The 23295-nt window shown below is 40.6% G+C and carries 13 protein-coding genes; 1 reads left to right on the plus strand and 12 read right to left on the minus strand.

The annotated features are described in order from the left end of the window. Nucleotides 1-10: 10 nt before the first annotated feature. The 4 genes from KQP79_RS18785 to KQP79_RS18800 all read right to left on the minus strand — a co-directional run bounded on the left by KQP79_RS18785 (nucleotide 11) and on the right by KQP79_RS18800 (nucleotide 6584). The gene (locus tag KQP79_RS18785) at nucleotides 11-3442 is read right to left on the minus strand and encodes a TonB-dependent receptor (RefSeq protein WP_032849544.1); all 3432 of its coding nucleotides are present in this window, start codon (nucleotides 3440-3442) and stop codon (nucleotides 11-13) included. A 158-nt stretch (nucleotides 3443-3600) separates the two neighbouring features. After that, nucleotides 3601-4803, minus strand: a complete 1203-nt coding sequence (locus KQP79_RS18790; RefSeq protein ID WP_055235268.1) for a FecR family protein — start codon at nucleotides 4801-4803, stop codon at nucleotides 3601-3603. A 113-nt stretch (nucleotides 4804-4916) separates the two neighbouring features. Then, nucleotides 4917-5489 (minus strand): RNA polymerase sigma factor, encoded by a 573-nt coding sequence (locus tag KQP79_RS18795; protein WP_055235137.1) that lies wholly within the window; start codon nucleotides 5487-5489, stop codon nucleotides 4917-4919. 105 nt (nucleotides 5490-5594) lie between these two features. Beyond that, on the minus strand, nucleotides 5595-6584 hold the full coding sequence (locus tag KQP79_RS18800) for a glycoside hydrolase family 43 protein (RefSeq protein WP_061447597.1): 990 nt from the start codon (nucleotides 6582-6584) through the stop codon (nucleotides 5595-5597). A gap of 165 nt (nucleotides 6585-6749) precedes the next feature. Between KQP79_RS18800 and KQP79_RS18805 the strand changes: the two genes are divergently transcribed. Beyond that, the gene (locus KQP79_RS18805) at nucleotides 6750-7853 is read left to right on the plus strand and encodes a family 43 glycosylhydrolase (RefSeq protein ID WP_061447598.1); all 1104 of its coding nucleotides are present in this window, start codon (nucleotides 6750-6752) and stop codon (nucleotides 7851-7853) included. A 1-nt stretch (nucleotide 7854) separates the two neighbouring features. Here KQP79_RS18805 and KQP79_RS18810 read toward each other — a convergent pair whose 3' ends face one another. From KQP79_RS18810 to KQP79_RS18845, 8 genes are all read right to left on the minus strand, one after another. Further along, nucleotides 7855-10803, minus strand: a complete 2949-nt coding sequence (locus tag KQP79_RS18810) for a glycosyl hydrolase 115 family protein (RefSeq protein ID WP_061447599.1) — start codon at nucleotides 10801-10803, stop codon at nucleotides 7855-7857. A 27-nt stretch (nucleotides 10804-10830) separates the two neighbouring features. Beyond that, a complete protein-coding gene (locus tag KQP79_RS18815) occupies nucleotides 10831-12396 on the minus strand; it encodes a sulfatase (protein ID WP_061447600.1) in 1566 nt (521 codons plus the stop codon). Nucleotides 12397-12546: 150 nt separating this feature from the next. After that, nucleotides 12547-14604 carry an alpha-glucuronidase family glycosyl hydrolase gene (locus KQP79_RS18820; protein ID WP_061447601.1) on the minus strand — a complete coding sequence of 686 codons (2058 nt, stop codon included), beginning with the start codon at nucleotides 14602-14604 and terminating at the stop codon, nucleotides 12547-12549. A gap of 37 nt (nucleotides 14605-14641) precedes the next feature. Beyond that, on the minus strand, nucleotides 14642-15814 hold the full coding sequence (locus KQP79_RS18825; RefSeq protein ID WP_061447602.1) for a glycoside hydrolase family 76 protein: 1173 nt from the start codon (nucleotides 15812-15814) through the stop codon (nucleotides 14642-14644). A gap of 39 nt (nucleotides 15815-15853) precedes the next feature. Then, complete coding sequence (locus tag KQP79_RS18830; protein ID WP_004322406.1) at nucleotides 15854-16774, minus strand: DUF1735 domain-containing protein; 921 nt, start codon at nucleotides 16772-16774, stop codon at nucleotides 15854-15856. Nucleotides 16775-16800: 26 nt separating this feature from the next. Further along, nucleotides 16801-18585 (minus strand): RagB/SusD family nutrient uptake outer membrane protein, encoded by a 1785-nt coding sequence (locus tag KQP79_RS18835; RefSeq protein WP_061447603.1) that lies wholly within the window; start codon nucleotides 18583-18585, stop codon nucleotides 16801-16803. Nucleotides 18586-18598: 13 nt separating this feature from the next. Beyond that, the gene (locus KQP79_RS18840) at nucleotides 18599-21361 is read right to left on the minus strand and encodes a SusC/RagA family TonB-linked outer membrane protein (protein WP_128858241.1); all 2763 of its coding nucleotides are present in this window, start codon (nucleotides 21359-21361) and stop codon (nucleotides 18599-18601) included. Nucleotides 21362-21387: 26 nt separating this feature from the next. Continuing rightward, entirely contained in the window at nucleotides 21388-23277 is a 1890-nt protein-coding gene (locus KQP79_RS18845; protein WP_061447609.1) for a RagB/SusD family nutrient uptake outer membrane protein, read from the minus strand. Nucleotides 23278-23295 lie beyond the last annotated feature (18 nt).

Here is a 23295-nt window from a genome sequence, read left to right on the forward strand (position 1 = left end):
ATCTTTTTGTTTAGAATGTGAAATTAATACCAACTGAATAAGAAGTCGTATTCGGATAAGAAGCACCATTATCGGTATTCAACTCCGGATCCCACAATTTGAAACGACTCAAAGTGAACAGGTTAGTTCCCATTACATATACAGCCGCATTCTTCAGATGAACTTTATTCACCCAGGGTTTAGGCAGATTATAAGAGATCTGCAATGTCTTCAAACGCAGGAAGTTCATGTTACGTACCCACCAGGTACTTTTCTGGAAGTTATTAATATTACTGGTTGTTTCGCTTCCATAAGACAAACGCGGATAAAAGGCATTCTGATCCGGATTTTCCTCTGTCCAACGGTCGCCAATGTTAGAGTAAAGGTTACCACTACCGCCACCGCCATTAAACGGATTAACACTGCTACCATTCAAAACACGTTCGGCTCCTGCTACGCCCTGGAACATCATACCCACAGACAAGTCTTTCCAACCTACTGTAAATCCGAAACCATAGACAGTTGTCGGCACATCACCACGAGAAATGTAAGTCTGGTCGTATGCGTCTATCTGACCGTCATTGTTTAAATCCTTGTATTTGATATCTCCGGCTTTCACTGTTCCAAACTGTGATGCAAACGGTTTGGGAGTAATGGCTTTATTGGCATCCGACAAAGATTCCCAGCGTGCCATATCATCTATTTCAGTTTGAGTGAACAGCCCCTCGGCAACATATCCTTTCACTCCATTGATGTTGTGCCCATATTGGTTCATCCATTCGTATTTCTGTTCCGGCAATTCTCCCTGAATCCATTTATCCTTATTAAAGGTGACATTACCACGAAGCGCAATTACCCAGTCTTTATTGATACGCTTGTTATACTCGATCGTTCCGTCAAATCCTTTATTTTCTATAATACCGATGTTTCCGTAAGGAGCAGATGTGTTGTATCCCAGGAATGAAGGTATAGAATGTTCACGCTTCAACAAGATGTTTTCACGACGTTCTTTAAACAAGTCGAATACAATAGACAGATCGTCATTAAATAGCTTAAGGTCAATACCCAGGTCTTGTTTACGAGATTCTTCCCAAATCAGGTCAACAGCCATATTCACTGTTTCATAACCGGACCACTTAGTTCCATTCGGTCCGAATTTATAACCATAGTCTCCATTTTCTTTCATCTGATCCAGATACATGAAACGACGGTCGGAAACTTCGCTATTACCCACTTTACCATCCGTATAACGTATCTTCAAGAAAGAAACTGCCTTCGACAGAGGTTGCCAGAATTTCTCATTTGAAACAACCCATCCTACACCAAATGCAGGGAAAGTTCCGAAACGATGTTTAGGTGAAAAGTTCTCGGCACCGTTATAACCGATGTTGAATTCTGCGAAGTAACGGTCTTTCCATGAATAAGTGGCACGACCGGCAATACCCATCATACGATACGGAATCGCATCTTCCAATGTCCCTTTCGGATATAATAGTTTGGATTGCTGATTGAACAGGAATAACGCACTAACACGATGATCGTCGTTGAATGTCCGGTCATAGTTCAAGGAAGCCTCCAAATAGGTCTTTTTGTTACCACTCGTTTCCTGTTTATAGCTTAACACGTTACTTCCTTCATAAATACGTTGCAGAATAGGTTGTCCATTCATATCGTAAGGAACACTAGTGTCCAGGAAGTTGTAGGTAGACTCTGCACGGTCCTGATGTACATGTATCTCATTGTATACGTCAAATGCATACATAGCAGTCAGTTTCAGTCCTTTCGTAAGCATATCCAAATCCTGTGTGACGCGCAAATTAGAGTAAATCTGATTTTTCGTCAGGTTGTCATAACCACGACGTGTAGCCTGTGAATAAGGGTTGTTAAAGTTATTATTGGTTGAAGTTCCCGGCACAAAGGCTTCTCCATTAACAAAGAACATCTTCGGATATTCAACCGGTGAGATAGACATTGCCGCATTATACAAATCGGCAGAAGAGATGGCCGGATAGTTTCCTTCTCCCAGATAACCTTGCGCACCGATCTCGACCTTAGTAGTAGGAGTTACGTCGATATTCAAATTGGTAGTAAAGTTATAACGGCTATATTTCATTTTAGAATCATAGGTGTCGATATTCTTATCAGTCACCGTCATACCTGTCTCATTAAAGTAGCTGACTGATGCATAATAAGCGACTTTCTCGCTACCACCGCGTACATTTACATTCACACGGCGATTATGTCCCCAATCATTAAAGATTTCTTTCAACCAATCCACATTCGGATATAGATAAGGATCCTTACCAGCAATCGTGTTACGTATCTGATCTTCTGTATATTTCGTAGCAATACCGTCATTACGCATTGCCTCGTTGGCTGCATTCATATAAGTGATACCATCTGCCAAATCAACCATCTTCGTGAAACGGGTAAACGATTCATAATAATCCGCGCTCACTGTCGGTTTTCCTACCTTTCCCGGTTTGGTTTTAATCAAAATTACGCCATTGGCACCACGTACACCATACACAGCTGTTGCTGATGCATCTTTCAGCGTTGTCAACGATTCAATATCTTCCGGATCGATGTCATTGAACGAACGTTCCACTCCATCCACCAATACTAGCGGAGAAGAAGTGTTGGGAGTGGAAATACCACGAATCCAGATATCAGCAGCATCTTTTCCCGGTTCTCCTGTACGTTGTACAGCCACAACACCCGCCAAACGACCTGCCAATGTAGTTGTTAAACTGGCAGAAGGCGTCTTAATATCTTCCATCTTCATGGAAGACTGTGCACCGATATTACTTATTTTACGCTGGGTACCATAACCCACAATAACAGTCTCTTCCAATTCGTTGACCTGTTCTTCCAAGGTGACATCATAAATGTTGGTCGAAGCATTGGTTCGTATTTCAGAAGTTTTAAACCCGATATAGGTAAATTTAAGCACTACGCTCTTCTTGGTTACGAATATCTCATACAAACCATCCATATTTGTAATCGAACCGTTTGCATCTCCATCCACAGTAACGTTGACCCCAATAAGCGGCTCTCCTTTTATATCAGTGACACGTCCGGATATTTTCCGCTTATTCTGTTGCTGTTCGGTTGAAGCAGGGGCTTTTCCGGAAATAAATATTTGCCTGTCAGAGATCCGATAAGTACACGAAGTACCTTCGAAAAGTTCAGAAAGGATTTCTTCTATATTTTTATTCTTACTGTCGATAGATACCTTACGTTCTAAGTTGACAGCGTCATCTAAATAGAAGAAAACAAATTGACTACTTTTCTCTATTGTTTTAAGCACTTCTCTCAACGTCGAGTTACTCATGCTGACCGAAAGGGTCTTAAATTGAGAATAATTGTTGTAACTTGCGAAAGAGTAGTCTATTCCGAGAAGTAAAAAGCACAGGAATAGCCCGAGAACCTTACTCTTTCGTTCTCTAATTGCATTTTTCATATTAAACATGTTAAAAATTTCTCATAATATTATTTTCTGTATATAAACATTCATAGGCACACAAGTCCCATCTGGATGATAGTTCGTATCATCCACTCTCTTCAATAATTACCATAAAATACGGGAGTTAGATTAGTTTATTATCTTATTTTTTATATCTATTTCTTTACTACTCGATACGTTTTATATTGTTCATCATAGGCATAAGAAATTGGTGCAACAAAGGTTAATCCATTAATAACTGTTTCAAAGTTGTCTTTCAAATCGATTTTTCCGGAACATTTTATTTTACTTAGCGCTGGGTCAAATTCTACATTCACACCATAATAGGTAGACAGGCGTTGCAAGACTATTCCCAAATCGGCACTTTGGAAACAATAGAGTCCATTTATCCACGATATTGCCTGTTCTACATCTACTTGTGATATATTTTCCTTTCCATCGGCAGAACTGAACATCTGATTAGGAGCCAAAATCGCTTTCGGAGTCCGGGCTGTTTCTACCTGAACACATCCTTGCGCTAGCACTACACTTCTAATCGCTTCCGACTCATACGCCGTTACATTAAATTTAGTACCAAGCACCCTGACATTCATATCTTTAGTCCGCACATAGAAAGGGCGGTTTTCATCTCTGGCTACTTCTATGTAGATTTCTCCGTCCACATAGATTTCACGTTTATCTTTTTCAAACTCTACCGGATAAATCACTCTCGTGCCGGCATTCACCCAGACTTTAGATCCATCGGCAAACGTCAATACCGATCGCTTTCCACGCGGAATGACCAATTGATTGTAAGCTGCCGATTTTTCCTTTTGTATACTTTCCTGATTTGTTTTGATTTCTACGGAATCATACGTAATCTCCGTTTCTTTTTCTTTCAGGCTCACTACGTTATCTTCCGCCAAAATCAATAGTGTTTCTTCCGTCAGAGGCAAATCAGCTTTGGTATTCACTGCAAAAGTGGCAATATCCGGATCCAGCACCGAAGAATAACTCTTTAATAAGAAGAAACATCCCACAAGAATAGCAACACTGGCCGCCGAGCTCAATCCTATTAAGAAATAGTTCTTACGTTTCGCCTTCTCCTTATTTATATTGGTTGCCTGAATACGAGTCCATAAATCATCCGTTTCCTCGTTTGAAAGTACTTCTTCTTTCTCTTTTGAAAAAACCTCCAAATATCTTTTTGCTGCTATATATTCATCTATATTAGAAGGATTCATCTGTTCAAATTCATCCCAGAACTTCTGTGTTTCTTCCGTAGGATGATTCATGGAAGAAATAAAGAAATCATTCTGAAGGAATTCTTCAAAAGTATATAGGGAAAAATCTGTATGTTTTTGTTCAGAGTTCATCATTTTCATTGTCTTTACGTATGAATAACAGTTGTACTTTCATTTTATACTCACCTTTTCCGAAGTTTTTTCCACTTTTTTTTGATAGGCAGGAAAAATAGGCTGATTATTCTCTCTTATTTTCTCTTAAATAAGTCCCGGATACGTCCCAAAGCCCGTTGAATGGAGTTAGAAACAGATTGATTATTCATGTCTGTCACCTTACTTATTTCATCGATACTCATCTCTTTGATATATCGATAATAAATAATTTCACGCTGTCTGTCCGTCAATACAGACATCATAGTATGTACGGTTGCCTGAACTTGTTTTTCCTGTTCATTATTAATATATATAGTTTCCGGAGTGGAGGGGGATTCGTCAACCGTCTCTTCTCTCTCACCTATTTCATCAAACGAAAGAGAATCTGTTGTTTTTTTTAGCGCATTAAAAAGAGTGTTTTTCAACGCTACCGTCAAATAAGCTGCAATATTATCTGTTGGGGCTAACTTTGCACGATTCACGTGGATTTTCACAAACACATCATGTATGCAATCTTTGATTAATTCTTTGTCTGAAGTATATAATAGTCCGAATCGAAACAGATCTTGCACCGTTCGATTATAGATTTGGGTATACGCACTCGAATCTCCCTCGAGAAACCTTTTCCACAAAAGGGAGTCGGAAAGAGTGTGTATATCTGGCTTCATTATAATAAGTATGTTTGATTTACAAGGACAAAAATAAAACAATAAATCAAAAAAAGCCCATCTTTATTAAAATATTAATTACGGACGGGCTGAACTTTTCAGATTTTACTTAAATGGGCTTGCCTTTACTCCCTCGAAAGTCATCTTTATGGGTTTTATTTTTCCATCTTTATCAAAGTACATACGGTCAACGCAGGTCACACGAGCGTTTCCATCCGTTTCACCCAATGGATGGCGATGATAAATGATGTACCATTCATCCTCTCCCGGCCCTTTTACAACTGAATGATGGCCGGCACCTGTTCCAATATTGGGATCTCTCTGTAATATTTTTGCTTCTCTTTTGAAGGGTCCGAACGGTGAGTCGGCAATGGCATAAGCAACACAATAATCCGGTCCGGTCCAACCGCCTTCCGACCACATAAAATAGTATTTTCCGTTACGTTTCAACATAAAAGGTCCCTCTACATATTTTTCGGGGGTTACTTCCTTATAAAGGGTACCATCTTCAAACGGTACGATACTCAACAAGTCCGGGGCCAGTTTCACCATATTACAATGTCCCCAGCCACCATAATACATATAATATTGTCCGTCATCATCTTTGTAAACAAACTGATCGATCGGTTGCGCACCATTTACAAATTTATCAATCAGAGGTTTGCCTAACGCATCTTTAAATGGTCCGGCAGGATTGTCGGCCACAGCTACACCAATACCGCCCAGTTCATTATTGCTTTGAATATCATTCGCACCGAAGAATATATAATATTTATCATTCGCATGAATCACGGCAGGTGCCCACAAAGCACGTTTAAACCAACTAATATTCTCTTTTGATAACACTTTCGGGTGCTTTGTCCAGTTCACCAGGTCTTTAGACGAGAAGGCATCCATGAAAGTCTGTTCGTCATAAGGCGCCGAATACGTAGGATAAATCCAGTATTCATCCCCAAATACAACTCCTTCCGGATCGGCATACCATCCCGGGAATACAGGATTGCCACTCGTCTTCGGTTGTTGATTGGCTTTTTGTCCAAATACAGACTGGGAACAGCAAATAATACTAAGAAGGATAAGGTGCTTCAGTTTCATACAATATCAATTTTAAAGTTCGTGCTGCAAAGATGAGAAAAAACAACTAGAAAATTCAATAAATACGAACCAATTAAGGATAAATACTAACCAATCTGCAAAAAAAAGATGATTTATCAAGATTTTATGCTTTCTTTGCAATATTATTATTAAGTAAAAAATACCATGAGAAGCAGATTGTTATTCCTAACCGTACTTTTAATAATTATTTGTGTATCCTGTCGACCCAAGAAGAAAACAGAGCCGGAAAAGAAAGCCGTAACAGGAGCTACTTATACAAATCCGCTACGTGAAAGAGGAGCAGAGCCATGGGCTGTTTTTCATGAAGGAAAATATTATTATACGCAAGGCTCTGAAAGTAGAATTATGCTTTGGGAAACCAGTGACATAACAAATTTGAATGATAGTCTTAGAAAACCTGTATGGATACCAACCGACCCAAGTAATTCCCATCACTTATGGGCCCCCGAAATGCATCGCATCAACAACAAATGGTATATTTACTTCGCTGCAGACGATGGCAACATGGACAATCACCAGATTTATGTGATCGAAAACGAGGCTGATATTCCTACAGAAGGTAAGTTTGTCATGAAAGGGCGCATACCGACCGACAAAGATAATAACTGGGCAATTCATGCGAGTACTTTCGAACACAACGGACAGCGTTACATGATTTGGTGCGGATGGCAAAAACGAAGAATTGACAGCGAGACACAATGTATTTACATCGCTTCGATGAAAAATCCGTGGACTCTTTCTTCTGACAGAGTCCTGATTTCCAAACCTGAATATGAATGGGAGTGTCAATGGGTTAATCCCGATGGCAGCAAAACAGCCTATCCGATCCATGTGAACGAAGCACCTCATTTCTTTCAGCCGAAGAATAAAGATAAAGTATGCATTTTTTATTCCGCCAGCGGTAGCTGGACTCCCTATTATTGTGTAGGATTACTAACAGCAGACGCCAATGCCAACCTGTTGGATCCTGCTTCCTGGAAGAAACATCCGATACCTGTATTTCAGCAGAAACCGGAGAATGAAGTTTTTGGCCCCGGCGGCAGTTCTTTCGTCTCTTCACCGGATGGAAAGGAATGTTATATGCTTTATCATGCCCGTCAGATACCGAATGATGCTCCGGGTGCAATGGACTCACGTACTCCCCGCTTACAAAAAATAGAGTGGGACAAAGATAGGATGCCTATATTGGGAATACCACAAAAAGAAGGAGAACCCATGGCAAAGCCATCTGGTTCTCCAATCAATTAGACTAATTACATTTTGTACTTTCAGGTCCAAGGTATGAACGTTTTAATCCTCCCATGTCGATGACTATTTTTTGAATGACAACTCCAGGATCACCACAACGTATCTGTAGAGTGTGTTTGCCCGGCTTCTTCACATACAAAGTAGATTTATTCACTCTACAATTCTTTAGCACACTATCATACCAAACTTGAGAATACTCAATAGCAGAAGTAGAAGGAGTAGAAATAGAACCATCATCTATACGGACACTATACTTTGTGTCCGAATTAGTATGTTCCGGCAATTTATAGTCTCGTTCTGCGTGCAAAGGGAATGTAGGTAGAACATAGGTATACACATCATAAATCCCGGCATTAAACGTATAAAAATCATATTCCACTCTAGGTACATCACCAGCACGATACATCTGTAAGGGAGATATAGGATTCCCTAATTGCAAAGCATGCCCTTCAACCCCAACCCCGGGAAGAATATTCATTTTTATGTCATTACTCTCAAACTTACGATGAAACCCTGCAGCCGGAATAGAGACATACCCATTCTCTTCCATATACACTCCTTGCATCTCATCACGCACAGGAGACGCCGGATTAAAAACAGAAACCAATACACATTCTTTTTGATCATTAGACCTAAACTCCACAGAACCTTTAATACTCTCTCCAATCGGAACTTTCTCCCAATCAACAGATACCCTAATTCGGTCCTCTGTCGGAGTTTTCCCAGCTTTTTGAGACACTATAATCCAATCGTCCGAAGACTTTGCAGTCCAACTCAAATCTCCACTTCCTTGATTATACACATCGACCCAATGGCTTTTACGGGAAAAAGTGTTATAAACAGGCAAACTATGATAGCTTATCCCACCTTTATCCAAAATTTCACTTTCTGCCTGAAGAGCCAATTTAGGAGCACCAACCGGTGTATAACTTTCTTCCATCAACGGGAGCATAAAGTAAGAACTGGAACCTTCATAATTCTGTTTCAAAGACATCATATATTTCCATTTCCCGTTCAACAAAGAATTATACCCTTCAGTTATGATTTGCAGACTATCATGGTAATTCTTTACCTTCTCCTTTATCAAATTGGCGGCGGCACGCTGCTGACGAACATACTGCCGATAATATTGTCCTTTTATAGTCATGTGGTTCATCAGTTCGGCACCTTTCACCGGGTAGTATAATAACTGATAAAAAGCCGGCTGACTGTCTTTATCCAAAGATGCCAAAAGATTTTCCGCTTTCTTCCCAATACGGCTATATTCGTTCAGACGATTTTCTGCTTCATTATAATTGGCAAAAGAGAACTCCGTATCCGTACGTTTCTCTCCCCCGCCCCAATAATTATTCCAATATCCCCAACCCATATATTCCGGTTTCCGGGAAAAGGCCAGATTGATATGCGAAGAAGTGATATCTTCAAATACGCTATAATACTGCTCCCCAAACATCTTTGCCAACCAACGGGCGGGATAGGTAACCACATTATTCGCATTAAAGCTATCTATATCATAAGCCATATCAAGGAATAAAGAGACTTGCATTTCGGCTCCTTTTAAATCACCGCAATTAGCCAGCCAGATACGGTCTGCCGTCGTATCATAAGCCTTTCGGAGTTCCTCATACATCAGAGCCGGGGGAGTAGTGCTGTACCACAAATAGCTATGGGGAACTCCCAGATAAGAGACATGGTAGTAAACACCTGCACGCCCGGAGCGCTTCTGTTCATGCAGGCCACTTAAGCGCTTCATATAGCCGAAGTTATCATCCGGCCAAATAATGGTTACATCATCCGGCAATTCCAATCCATTCGAATAGATTTCCAACACCTCCTTGTATGGAGTAAATGCCTGTGGAATTGTTTCAACCGGTCGATCAAAATGTTCTGCAATCAAATTACGCTGGTCTTTCAACGCACTCTCCAGCATTTTGACCTTTTCTTTCATGGGGACATCACCTCCTCCCATTGCCGCATCATGCAATCCTCTCAAAGCCAATGTATATACATTCTCATAAGCACAGTTTTCCTTTACACGGTTTCCTAGAACTTCATTAATTTTATCCTTATTTTTACCATAATCCCAAGGCCCCATCGTTTTTGAATTCCATTCACTAGCTGTATTTAACAATAATGGTTCGCAATGACTGGACCCCATTACAATAGCAAAAGTATCTGCCACCAACTTATTTTCAGGTATCTTATAAAATGCGGTCGACACCGGATGCATGGCAGGAGCCAGATGATTGGCTTTCAACCGTAACAACAATTCGCATATTTTGGCATAAGTACGGGGACCTATATTGCCACGCTCTTTCTCAAAAGTCTTAGCGGCCCAAGGTTTCAGTCCCCAATCTTCATCATTCAGAAAAACGCCTCTATATTTGACGGAAGAGGTCTTGGAAACAGAGGTGGGAGCATCCACATAAAGTGTTTTATGTTTCTTCACAGGGACATCCGCCCACCAATACCAAGGAGACACACCTGCCATTTCCGAAAGAGAAAACAAACCGTAAGAAGCTCCTCGCCTGTCACTTCCGGCTACAATCAACGCTTTATCTACTCCTGGAAAAGGATGATTAACTGTCTGAATCAGATAACGTTCCCATGCTCCTTCCAAAGGAGATATATCTATTTTCCCATTGGAGGCTAGCTGACGAATTGCCTGATTTTTTTCAATAGTACCGACAATCACCACTGTTCTTCCTTTCTTCCATTCATCTGCCAATTTTAATCTCTGTCCTGTGACATTTTCAATATCAGACACAAACAGTTCGGCAACCTTCTTTACAACCGGGTAATCATTGGCATCATAACACACGGTCGCCTTTATTTTCGATGCGACTAATGGGAAAGTATATTTACTATGTTTTACATTCTCATTCACAACCACTTGTGATTGCAGGGCAGATGCCACTACCAATAATATTAATAGCGAAAAGATTCTCATTGATACAGTAGTTCTAGTTATTCAGTTCTATTTCTTTTTATCTTCAAAATGATAGTTATATGGATTCCGCTTAAAATGATAACGATTTCTTGGCACCGGCAATGGGTCTTGTACACGCAGTTCCCAAGTCATCAATTCTTCCAGCAATTCCATTTGTTTGGAGGCATATTTCTTTTTATTATAAAGATTATTAATCTCGGAAGGATCGGCTTTCAAGTTATACAGTTCACCACGACCATAATTGTCGAGTACTAGTTTCCAGTCATCTTTGCGAACCATACGTTCAGTTCCGCTTTGTGTCCAGGTATTCAGTTCGTCAAAGTGAGCTATTTTATTGGGTTGCAAAGCCCCCTCTTTAGCAAATGTCAACGGTTCATCCCGGGTGAAATCTTCACCACCGAATCCCTGTTGTACAATTACACTCGAAAATTCTTTCTTGGGGTACGATTTACCCGTCAACATCGGCCATAAACTGCGTCCTTGCACTCCAAGAGGTATATCTGCACCAATTGCTGTACAAATAGTAGGAAATACATCAGCAATAGAAACATGTGCATCCATAGGAGATTTTTGCGGATGAATGTTATATCCTGCCCAAATCATCGGAATACGGGTCAAACATTCAGGCACTCCTGCACCTTTACGAATCAAGCCATACTCCCCACAATAATCCCCATGGTCTGACAGGATTACAAAAATAGTATTTTCATAAAGCCCGGCTGCTTTGAATCCTTCAATCAGACGTTTGGTCTGGTCATCAATCAGACGAAGCATTCCTAAATAATTTCCACGCAAACGAGGAAGATCTTTTGCCAGGTTCGGGCAGGCTGTATCTTCCAATTCCGCCAAAATCTCATACTTATTTCCTTTTTTAGATAAATCGTTCCGGCTAGTCAAAGTTGCCGGTATCTTTTCTGGAGAAAACATTGAGAAATAAGGCTCTGATATCTGATATGGATTATGCGGTTCAGGCATTGAAACCCACATAAAGAATGCGGAATCTTTTTGCTGCTCCGCCCAAGCCAAAGCTTTGGTAACCATTTTCACCGGATTCTGCGCTTCTGCCGGGAAAGGGGTGGCTTCCAAATATTGACCTCTCGCTTTATTATTCAGAAAAAATGCAAAGTCCTTATCTTCCTGCGTATCACGCTGATTCTTTCCCCAATGAAAATATTCCTCACAATAATCAAAATCTTTCCCTTTCACATGCGCATGGTTCTTTCCCAGTAATGCCGTCTTATATCCTTGTTCTTTAAACACTTCGAGCATATCTTTCTTATAATACATATCGGGAGTGTTGTGGTTCGTACGGACATGCGTAGCAGTCGGATAACGTCCTGTAAACATGGAACAACGCGCAGGCATACTAGCAGGAGCTACCGTATACGCCTTATCAAACCAGACATTACTCAATGCCAGTGAATCGACAAAAGGAGTGACAGCCATCGGAAAACCTTCGCGACCACACAAATCAGCTCGCTGTTGGTCAGTCATGATGATAACAACATTGGGTTTGGGTGTTTGTGCCGACATTGGGATGATATTTATCATACCAGAAACAGCAGAGATTGAGAATAAAACTTTTCTATTCATAACATAATATCGTAATAAGTTTAGTAACAAGAAGTGTATGAATTACTCACACCCAAAGTTCGGCAATCTTTCCAATAAGTTACGAAAATAGCCATTCAATAAAGAACAAAAAATAACCATTTTCACATCAAAACTCATCCAATACAGATTTTACTTATAAAGATCAAAAAAATGAATAGCAACATTGTAATATGTTTCAGCATCTCTCCGTTCTTTCAAAAGACTTTCCATTACCTCTGCAAATCTCCGGGAATCAATCTTATGACGAATTGATTTCCAAAGCCGGATATTTTTATCAGCTTGTTCTATTCCCAGTTTTAAATTAGCGGTTAATTCTTCACGAAGAGTCAAACCGGATTTCATTCTATGCTCCCACGATACATTATGAAAACAGAGCAAATACAGTTCAGGGCACAGATTTATATCATTAAAGATTGAACGATTAGGCCTCCAATATTGAGATACATAATCAGACCCATTGACAGTACGATCATTACCAATACTTTCTTTACTAATTTTCCACTCTTTATTGGCACGTATTCCGAATCCTGCTTTATAATGACATTTTACCAGAGTAGTTAATCCAAGGCTATAAGGCGAATGACTACGAACAAAGCGATCCCAAGTCGGCATCATCATTTGTTCAATAACCTTTAGAGTTTGTTCGTCACAATTCCAGGTAGACTTTATCCATTCAGAAGTTATTTTTTCTGTTTCTTCATCGGGATTCCATGCTAAACGCCCAAAAGCAAACCAGTTGGCTTGCGCAAAGTGGTGTCCTGTCCAATTCTGTAAATCTCCAGTATTTGCCACACCTGCAATTGCACGAAAGGGATAAGAAGCAGTCCTACCTGTAATAATACTCTTCACTGTACTTCCTCTTCCTTCACTATAGGTATCAAAATCCAAGAACTCCCTCCACATAGGCAATAAATAAACCAGATATGTAGAATGCCCTGTATATTCTTGAGTAATCTGGAGTTCCGGCATCAAAGAAGTATATTTCATACTCCCAAATAAAGGTTGGGCAGGTTCACTCGGTTGGAAATCAAGTGCCCCGTTTTTCGTCTGTAAGACCACATTGTCATCAAACTTTCCATCAAGCGGAAGAAACTCTTTATAAGAACGTTTGATACGATCTTTATCAATCTCTGGATTATAAACAAAAGTGCGCCACATCACAATGCCTCCATGAGGTTTTAAAGCACGGGCCAACAAATTTGCTCCTTCTGCATGAGTACAATGATAGTCTTGAGGACCGGGCATACCTTCCGAATTGGCCTTTACTAAAAATCCGCCAAAATCAGGAATCAGCTCATATATCTCATCAACTTTCGCTTTCCACCACGCTTGTACATGAGGATCTCGCGGATCAGCTGTATCAAGGTCACCTATCCCTCCCCATTGCTTCATCACATCCGGAGTTGCCGACGGTTTTAAAGGTGCTGCAAAATTAGCTGTAAGATAAACCCGTATATGGTATTTACGAAAAACATCTGCCAAGGCAGCTACTTTCTTCAAATAGTCCCTGCGCAAAATACGAGGATCGGCATTAACGTTATTCAACACGACTCCATTTATGCCTATAGATGCATTAGTACGGGCATAGTCAGTATATCTACTATCGACTTTCTCCGGCAACTCCTCCCATTTCCATAACGACTTACCAGCATATCCCCGCTCTATATTTCCATTTAAATCATCCCAATGATTAAGTTGTCGAAATTCCAATGCAGGTATCTCTCTTATATTCAGTTGTACAAGTGGTTCACCACATTGAATCAATCGAATCAGATGGAACGTGCCATAAAGAAACCCTGCATCGGAATAGGCTTGAAGTGTTATCCTCTTTTTACCACTACGGATGATATATCCTTCCTTACCCAGCCTTTTATCTGTACAGAAACTCATCTGAATTCCAGCCTCTTCACCACGAACAAAACCTGGTGTAATTTCCAGCAATGCTTTTAAAGCACGCTCCAATTCCTCTCTTATTACTTCATCATACTGGCTTCCCGCCAAACGAACCTGACTGGCATACCGAATAGCAGCTTGCTTCAATCGGGAATTGGAGCCGGATTTGTAATTCAACCAAAGTTCATATCCTGTATCAACGGTAGATACTGCCTGCACCTGCCCATAAAGATGACTAATACAAGAATAAAAAATGAACAAGATAATGCAAGAACAACGGAACCGATGATTCATAAGCTCGATTTAATTATATTGGGCTACAAAGATAACTTTATTTTTCCGGAGTCACCATCATTCGGGCAACTCCTTCCATTAAAGAGCTACCACTTGCCTGTGCCCCCATGGATGCAATTTCATTGGAAGGAAACATACTACCCCAATAATAATTGCAATACATAGCAGGATATTTTCTTCTATCCATATTTTTCCACAATGCTTCGGCATTGTCCAACAAAAAAGTTTTAATACGCTTTTTCACAAAATCAGAAGTATCATCATCCAAAGCCAAATTTACAGCATAAGGCACAAATACCGCTTTAAAAATACTTCCATCCATATTTGTTCCTTCATCCCGCAAAATCCAGTTTTGCAAACAACGATCACTAGTCATTGTATAGTTTATTACCAATTCAGCCTTTCTCATATATTCCCGTTCCTGCGTAATATGATATAATTGTCGGCATGCCTCTCCAAAAGTCCCCTGTGTATATGTCAAAGGAGGCTCTTCCACTCTTCCGTCACTTTTCAGTAAACTACCCACAATATATTTATATAACATTTTCGCATCTTCGAGATAATTTTCTCCTCCAAACTTCCTATACAGCTTGGCAGCAACTAAACAACCAGGAGAGTTTGTACAAGCATTTCGGCTCTTATCATCGCTTTTCCAAGGCAATCCGGTTCCTTTAGCATCTGTCCATGCCCGGGTTATAATATGTGTATCATAAATATTTTTTGCCATATTTATATAAACAGCATCACCGGTAGCTTCCGACAAATGTATCAACGTAAGGCAAATCCAACACATATCATCCGTAAAAGGATTCAAAAATCCAGTTTCATCACTGTCACTATGATGATAATTATTCGCCTTATTATCAAACCATAATTTGAAATAATTCTTGTATGTGGCAGCCAATGCCGGATTCTTATCCTTTATACGCTCATAAGAATATATAACGACATCCATCGCATGTGCCTGTTGCCAATAAATATTATACGAGCCTCCACTCACATCTTTCGGTGATTTCCAGAAAGTTCCTTTTTCTTTATTCATAAACTGCTCAATAAGAACATAGGTACAACTATCAGCAGTAGCCGACCAATCAATAACAGGATCCGTCTTCACTACTTCTTTTACTTTTAATTTTTCCCATTCCGCTTCTGCACTACAGCCAAAACAAATAAAAGAAATGCATAGCACGAGAAATACATTTTTTTTCATCTTTGCTTAATATTATGTTTCAATCATATCTATTACTCATCACCATGTCTCAACGCGCAAATCATAAAGCGGATCCTGACGTAGAACCAATTTTTCTACTACATGATAATATTTGCCCGCTTTCTCATAAGTATACTCCAAATCAAATTGAGGAGCGCGTTTAGTGACATCAGCAACATATTCATAGTCTCCTTCTATTTTATAACTTCCTGAAGCATTGCTGATAGCCGCCTTTCCATCCACACCAGTTACTGACACATTCTTGTCCGCATCCATTGAGAGCGTTACACTACCAACCCCCTCTTTTTCATTACCAACACCAGGACAAACCACAATGCGCGGAGCCTTGCTATTAAAAGCAACGGTACTACAGTTGATGATATCATACGTATCACCATAACTTACCGGTTGTCCTATGGCAATCCCTGAAGCATCCACCTCTGTCACCTTTCCCATCCGATAATAAGTTCCGGCGTAAGTGCTAATGTATTTAATAACAGCAACAGTTGTTTCAGCTCCCTCGCGTAAAGCTCCCAAAGAGTTTTCTGTCATACGAAATGGCAATACATAGTGCGCTTCCAGACAAAGCGGATCGTTATAAAATGCCTCCGTAAAATCTATACGGACATCAGCAACCGGAAGATTAGACTTACGTACACGAAAATATTCCTGGTCAGATAATGTATAGTAATTACTTGGAAGCAATACTTTGCCAGTCTCTTCTACCAATGACGGATCAATCTCAAATTTTGCCCAATCCGACATATCCACTTCACGTTTACCACCGATAGATACGCCTATATATATAGGCATATCTCTATCAGCAATCACTGTACGCAAGGGGTTAGCCACAGCAAAACCCATATTGGGAGTTTCATAATCGTTAGTATACTCATCATAACATGAGGTAAAGCTAACCAGCACAACGAACGATACGAATAAAAACTTTACTAATTTCATGTGTTTATTTTCTTTTAATTAGATTATTACCAACCTTTATTATTTTTCAGATTCGGATTCTTCTGTAATTCATCATACGGCAAAGGAAGATAGTAATAGCGGATATCATTGAGCGGCCGTTCCTCCACCAATTTTACTTCAAAATTTTCGCTACTATCCTCTTTACGAGTAACCTCCATACCTAAAATTGATTCATTTAGTGGCAGCAACCAACGACGTAAGTCCCAGAAACGTTGGTTCTCGAAAGCAAACTCGATCCGGCGTTCATTCTGAATCAGTTTCCGAAAACTCTCCGGTGTACCAGCCATTTCATCAAGATAGGTCGTATTCGTAATCCCTCCCGATTTCTCACGAATCACACGAATGACATCATACGCAGACATGGAGCATCCGGGGCCTGCTACCTTCGGCCCCCACACTTCATTGGAAGCCTCAGCAAAGTTCAACCAAACCTCTCCTTTACGCAACATCGGATAATAATGACGTGAATCTTGCTCTTCCAACGGTTTCAGGAAATTAGCTACATCCGCATTGATAAACTTTGCCAGATAATATCCCGAACGACTGGCCTTCACATCCAAATAGCCGGAATCTTTACCTCCGGGTGTTACGTCAATATAAGATGCATTAGCTCCAAACTGACGTCCTTGGTAATACAGATTCACTAAAAAACGGTTATCGCGTTCGCAATCATAAGGATTATCCTTATCGTATAAAGAACGAGGATCATCTATCGGGAAACCATTTTTAGCAGGAAATGAAGCAGCCAGATTTTGGGATGGAATAGTTTGTGCATTCCCATAATAGTAAGGAGGATAATGCCTTGTTTCAATATCATGACTGCGACCTACGAATGTTCTAAAAAGAAATTCTGCAGATTGTGCATCACCGCCGTCATACAATTCATTGGGTATCAACGCAGCATAAGTAGCCATCCCTTGCATCTGGAGCACCTCATACGCATAGAGTGCTGCACGTTCCCATTTTGCTTTATAGGCAACCTGATCGATAATCGTATAATCCCCCATACCATTCAATTTTACGACGCGGTCAGATTGATAAGCCGGACTCGCCGCATACAGCAATACACGCGCTTTCAATGCAGCAGCAGCCAATCCGGACGCTCTACCAAAAGATATATCGCCCAAGATAGCATCCCCTCCCGAATAGGTTAATGGTAACAGAGACATAGCTGTTTCACAGTCATCGCATATCTGCTTTACACAATCCTCATAAGTATCACGTTTAAAATTTTCAGGATGGGCAGATTCTTCCGGAGTAATATACTGGGTCACAATCGGATATCCCAGCACTTCTCCATCATCGGTTTTTCCTCCATACATTTGTAATAACTGAAAACTACACCATGCCCGCAGAAAAAGTGCCTCACCTTGAAGACGACGCTTGGTTCTTTTGTCGTTATTTGCATTTGCTACATCATAACTCACGTTATCTGTCAGCCCTTTATCCAAGAACAAATGAATCCGTTGAAGCTGATCATAGCAACTGCTCCAATTGCCAAGAGGATTAGTAGAACGACTAAATGCCCCCTGACTGGCACGATACACCTTAGAGTCATAATTCCGGGTCAGTGCATTATCTGTAGCAGCATCCAGAAAATTGCCGTCCCAAGCATCGGGCGCAATCATGACATCCTGATAAACAGATAACAAAACACCTTGCGCCATATCCGCATCTCTCCATGTATCACTTTCCGACCATTCGTTTGTAAGCTTAGTGTCAAGGTCGGCACAAGCACTGATGATGCCACCCAATAGCATCATACTAAATATATATTTCAATACTTTCATAATTGCATCAACTTTAGAAGTTAATAGATACTCCACCTGTAATCGTGCGGTACACAGGATAATTGCTGATACCGGCAAGCATCTGTTCCGGATCAAGTTCCTTAATACCCGACAATACAAACAAATTAGCTCCCCTCACAAAGAATTTATAATTCTTGCCTATGCCTTTTTTCGAATTATTATTCAAGGTATAGCTCAATTCAACATTCTTGAGACGGAAAAATGAACCGTTCTTTGTCCAAAACGTAGAGTTGCGATAATTATTCACTCCCGAAGTGGTAGTCAGGCGGGGCTGCGTACCAGTAGGATTATTTACCGGATGATAACGGTCCTCAGCAAGCACGGAATAACCATCAAGTCCTTTGTTCCAGTAATAAGTGCTAGTCAACATTTGAGTGACTCCGGTTGTTGCCGTACCCAATATATAGAGTCCGAATCCCTTGTAGTTTAAAGTTACATCCACTCCCAACGTAGTCTTCGGGAAACTCTGTCCGATACGTGTCTGGTCATTATTATCCACCATTCCGTCATTATTCAAGTCAGCATAAGCAATATCTCCTACCTGATAGTTCCCAAAACTCTGAAAGGGATGCCCGGCAATAGCCACATCTTTTCCGAATAAACCTTGTGACTGCCAGCCAAAAATGGCACTGGTAGGTTGTCCAATACTCTTTCGATAGTCTTCGATATTACTTAGTTCATTCGTTTTACGAAGTTTATTTTTAGTAAAAGTAATATTAAGCCCAAGATTGTACGTAAAATCTTCACCTACTTTGTCATTCCAGTTTACACAGGCATCAATACCTTGATTCAATACCTCACCTATGTTTTCAGAAGGAATGAAATTTCCTCCTATCGTTGCATATTTAGCAGAGTTGATACCAATTATATTCTTACGTAACTCACGGAAGTAATTAACCTCACCAGACAGACGATTATTCAGGAAACGACCTTCAATACCGATATTCAGTTCATTAGAATACTCCCATTTCAAGTCAGGATTACCTAAACGAATCAAATCGGTTGTATTGGCCCCCGTACTAGGTTTGAATTCCTCCTTATCCCCTTGTCTCCAATTTGTTCTATGGAGAAAAAAGTCAGTATCCCCTGCATATCCTAAATGACCGTAGCTCACCTTCATTTTCAAAAGATTTACAGCCTTCATATCCTTTAAAAAAGATTCATTAGATATTATCCATGCACCTCCTACCGAATGAGCGAAGAAATACTTATTATCTCCCTGAAATCTGTTAGACCCCATTGCCGCCAATGTAGCTTCAAGCATATACCGTTTGTTATACGCATAATTGGCACGGAAAGTGAAATTACCTTCTTTCAAATCTTGTGAACTACCCGTAGCTTCCTCTGCCGTATAGCGAAAAGCAGCATTTGCTCCCATATCATGCAATCCAAACGAACGATTATATTTTACACGCGCATTCCATCCGAAATAGCGATAAGTGCTGTTAGACGCAATAGACTGTTTCTTTGGCAAATTCAGTTTCTTACGTTCTGTAAAACGTATTTCCTCATCTCCAGCAGCATTCAGGTAACGATCAATAGAATAAGTGGGATAATCATTCCGTAATTGTTGACGCAGATAACTATAATTATCAAAAGTAATATACGCTTCCGCAGCCAGTCCTTCCACAAACTCATTCAAATCAAAATTAAGACCGAGGTTAGTCTGGCTATTGACATAACGTTCCGACGTATTACCGCCATAGAGCATATCCGAATAAAGATTGCTTGACTTACGTGAACTGGCTCCAAATAACAACGACGTTTCATCTGCCGCTATACCATTATGACCATGTATATCCTCAGCCGAAATCATAAAAGGATATTCATTAGGACGGAGTGTCGATATTTCACTAAACATCCCGCCACCATCTTTAGCTCCCCAGTCCTTTTTTTCCACACGGGCAGCCACATCTGCCGAAGCCGAAAGGAAATCGGTAATACGTATATCCAGATTACCACGGGCGTTCACCCGATTCAAGTCAGACCGATCGCCTACTTTTTCCAAACCGGAACTTCCTGTATAACCTACCGTAACGGCATATTTAGCTCTTGCATTACCTCCACTCAATTCCAGTGTCGCTTTACGGAACGTACTTGAGCTGCGCAAAAATTCCTTATAATAATCAACATTGGGATGAAGTAAATCATTCACCCCGGTAGAATTACGATACCCTTGAAGATCAGCGTCGGAATACAAAGGAAGCAAGCCGTCATTGACACAAGCCTCATTAAAGAGTGTCGCATAATTATAAGAATCAAGATATTCGGGTAAGCGAGTCACAGGTTGTACCCCGTATTCGGCACCAAAACGAATCACCCGTTTACCAGCCTGACCACGTTTAGTACGCACTAAGATAACGCCATTCGTAGCCTGCGCACCATAAAGAATCTTGGCAGATGCGTCTTTCAATACCTCAATAGATTCAATCTCTTCAGGCAATATATCATCTATCGGACGTTCAATGCCATCTATAATTACGATAGCCTTATTAGTTCCGTTACTATGTTGTCCCCGAACATAAAATGTCGAGTTGGCATAACCGATACCTCCCGTATTAGGAATAACAATCAAACCTGCCGCTTGCCCTTGCAATGTATTGGAGAGTTGCAAGTCGGGCATTGCTTTCAGGTGTTCAATATTGACACGACTAACGACTGCTATCGAATCTTGAGCTTTCGTGTCTACGGTAGCTCCCATGAAAAAAGCAATGGACAGCATACCAGTAAAGAATATATGATATTTGTTTTTCATTAACATCAACTATTAAGTGTTTTTCATTACCAACCTGGATTCTGTTTCAGATTGCGAAGAGCATCAACGTCATGTTGAGGAAGCGGATACCAGTAATTACGCATATTAGAAAAGTTACGTACCTCTTTAGTCATTTCAAATTCTTCATACATAAAGCTAGCCGGACGAGTATAGTTACCTGCCTTATCTCCATAACTTCCTACCGGATGGAAGCGTACCCCTTTGAGTGGGAACGGCGCTTTAAACACCTCATGCATAATCATCCAACGACGCAAATCCCACCAGCGATGATGCTCGAACATCAGCTCCACACCACGCTCACGGCGATAAGCTTCACGGAACTTAACTGGATCATTCACAATATCAGAAGGCAAATTTGTAACCCCGATACGTTTACGAATTAAATTCAGCGCTTCTACAGCAGACATATCACATCCTTCCACTTTAGCCGTGGCACTTCCCGTAGCTTCAAAAGAGGCTTCGGCGAAATCCAGATAAAGTTGCGAAACTCTGATAAATACCGTTTGTGCTATTTTACCTATATAAGTAACCGCCCCACTCGTACTTCCTGTATGTTTCTGGTTTGCTTCCGGCCATAAGAATTTGCGACACATAAAACCAGACAATTCACGAGCATTCGTATTAGAATTCGTCAAATACTGATTATAAGCAGAACAACCTACCCACAAACGGATATAATGAGGAGCTCCATCCTTATACGTCCCCCATTCATCACCCGGAATCAGGATATTATTATAAAAACGAGGATCACGGCGGACAAAAGCATGTTCGGGATCAAACTGGTAACCAGATCTCGGATCGTCAATCGGATAATAGATACCATCCTCGCCCTGACGCTCGTACATGTTAGCTGCGTTCAAGGTAGGACATGACATAGCCATAGATTCCGCCCCAGTCTGCCCGGTCATATCTCCATACAGCCAAAATGCACGAATACACATAGAGCGATTAGTCGTACCCTGTATATTACGGCACATCCATATATGTTCCGCCCTCTTGAGTTCCGTATCGGGAAACCAGAAAGTATTCGTATATTCCTCTTTTGTCGCCAACCGGACTCCTGTAAGCGATTCATTTTTTTTCATATAACTGATAGCTGCCCAAGCTGCTTGTGCCGCTTTCTTAGCCCGTTCTTTATCATATTCTTTCACCACTACGGCATCCAGGTCATTTTGCATTAACGGACTCGCGTCATACAGAAGTGCCATTTCTTTGAAAGCTAAGGCAGCCAATTTAGTAGGACGTCCATAATGCATAGCTTCCCAAGTATCAGGCAGCATTGCAATCGCTTTATCTATATCACTAACCATCCATTCCGAACTCTCATGATAAGTTACACGAGGCAAATCATCGTCTCCACCGGCAAATACACGATCAATAATCGGCATTCCCCCATAACGTTTGATAACTTGAAAATAGAACCAGGCACGATAGAAATAAGCCTGTCCCAATATTTCATTCCGCTGTTCTTCCGTCAGTGGAACTTTATCTATATTCTCAATAACACGGTTCACTATACGCAAAGCCGGATAAGCCCTGCCAATCGGAGTTAAGCTTCCATTACCTATCTCGGTAACATTCTCGCTCTTCCCTGTCAGCAACCATGCTCCTGAAAAGAACTTATTAAAAACCGTATTATTATATACTACTCCCATCTCATCAGCCATTGCGCCGACATACGTACGACCGTAACTTCCTGCATCACGGCTCACCATACAGTTATAAGTGTCCAGTTTACTGTATACTTTATCCAAAAAGCCACGTATAGACTCATAACTGGCATAAATAGCAGTTTCATCAAGTCCGCCTGCATCTTCACGCTTATCCAGAAAATCTTCACATCCAGTCAGGAAAAGCATGAGACCGACAAGTATATATGTACATTTATTTTTCATTATGATCATTATTTTTAT

This window comes from Bacteroides sp. DH3716P (assembly GCF_025914115.1).
GTDB classification, from domain to species: Bacteria; Bacteroidota; Bacteroidia; order Bacteroidales; family Bacteroidaceae; genus Bacteroides; species Bacteroides ovatus.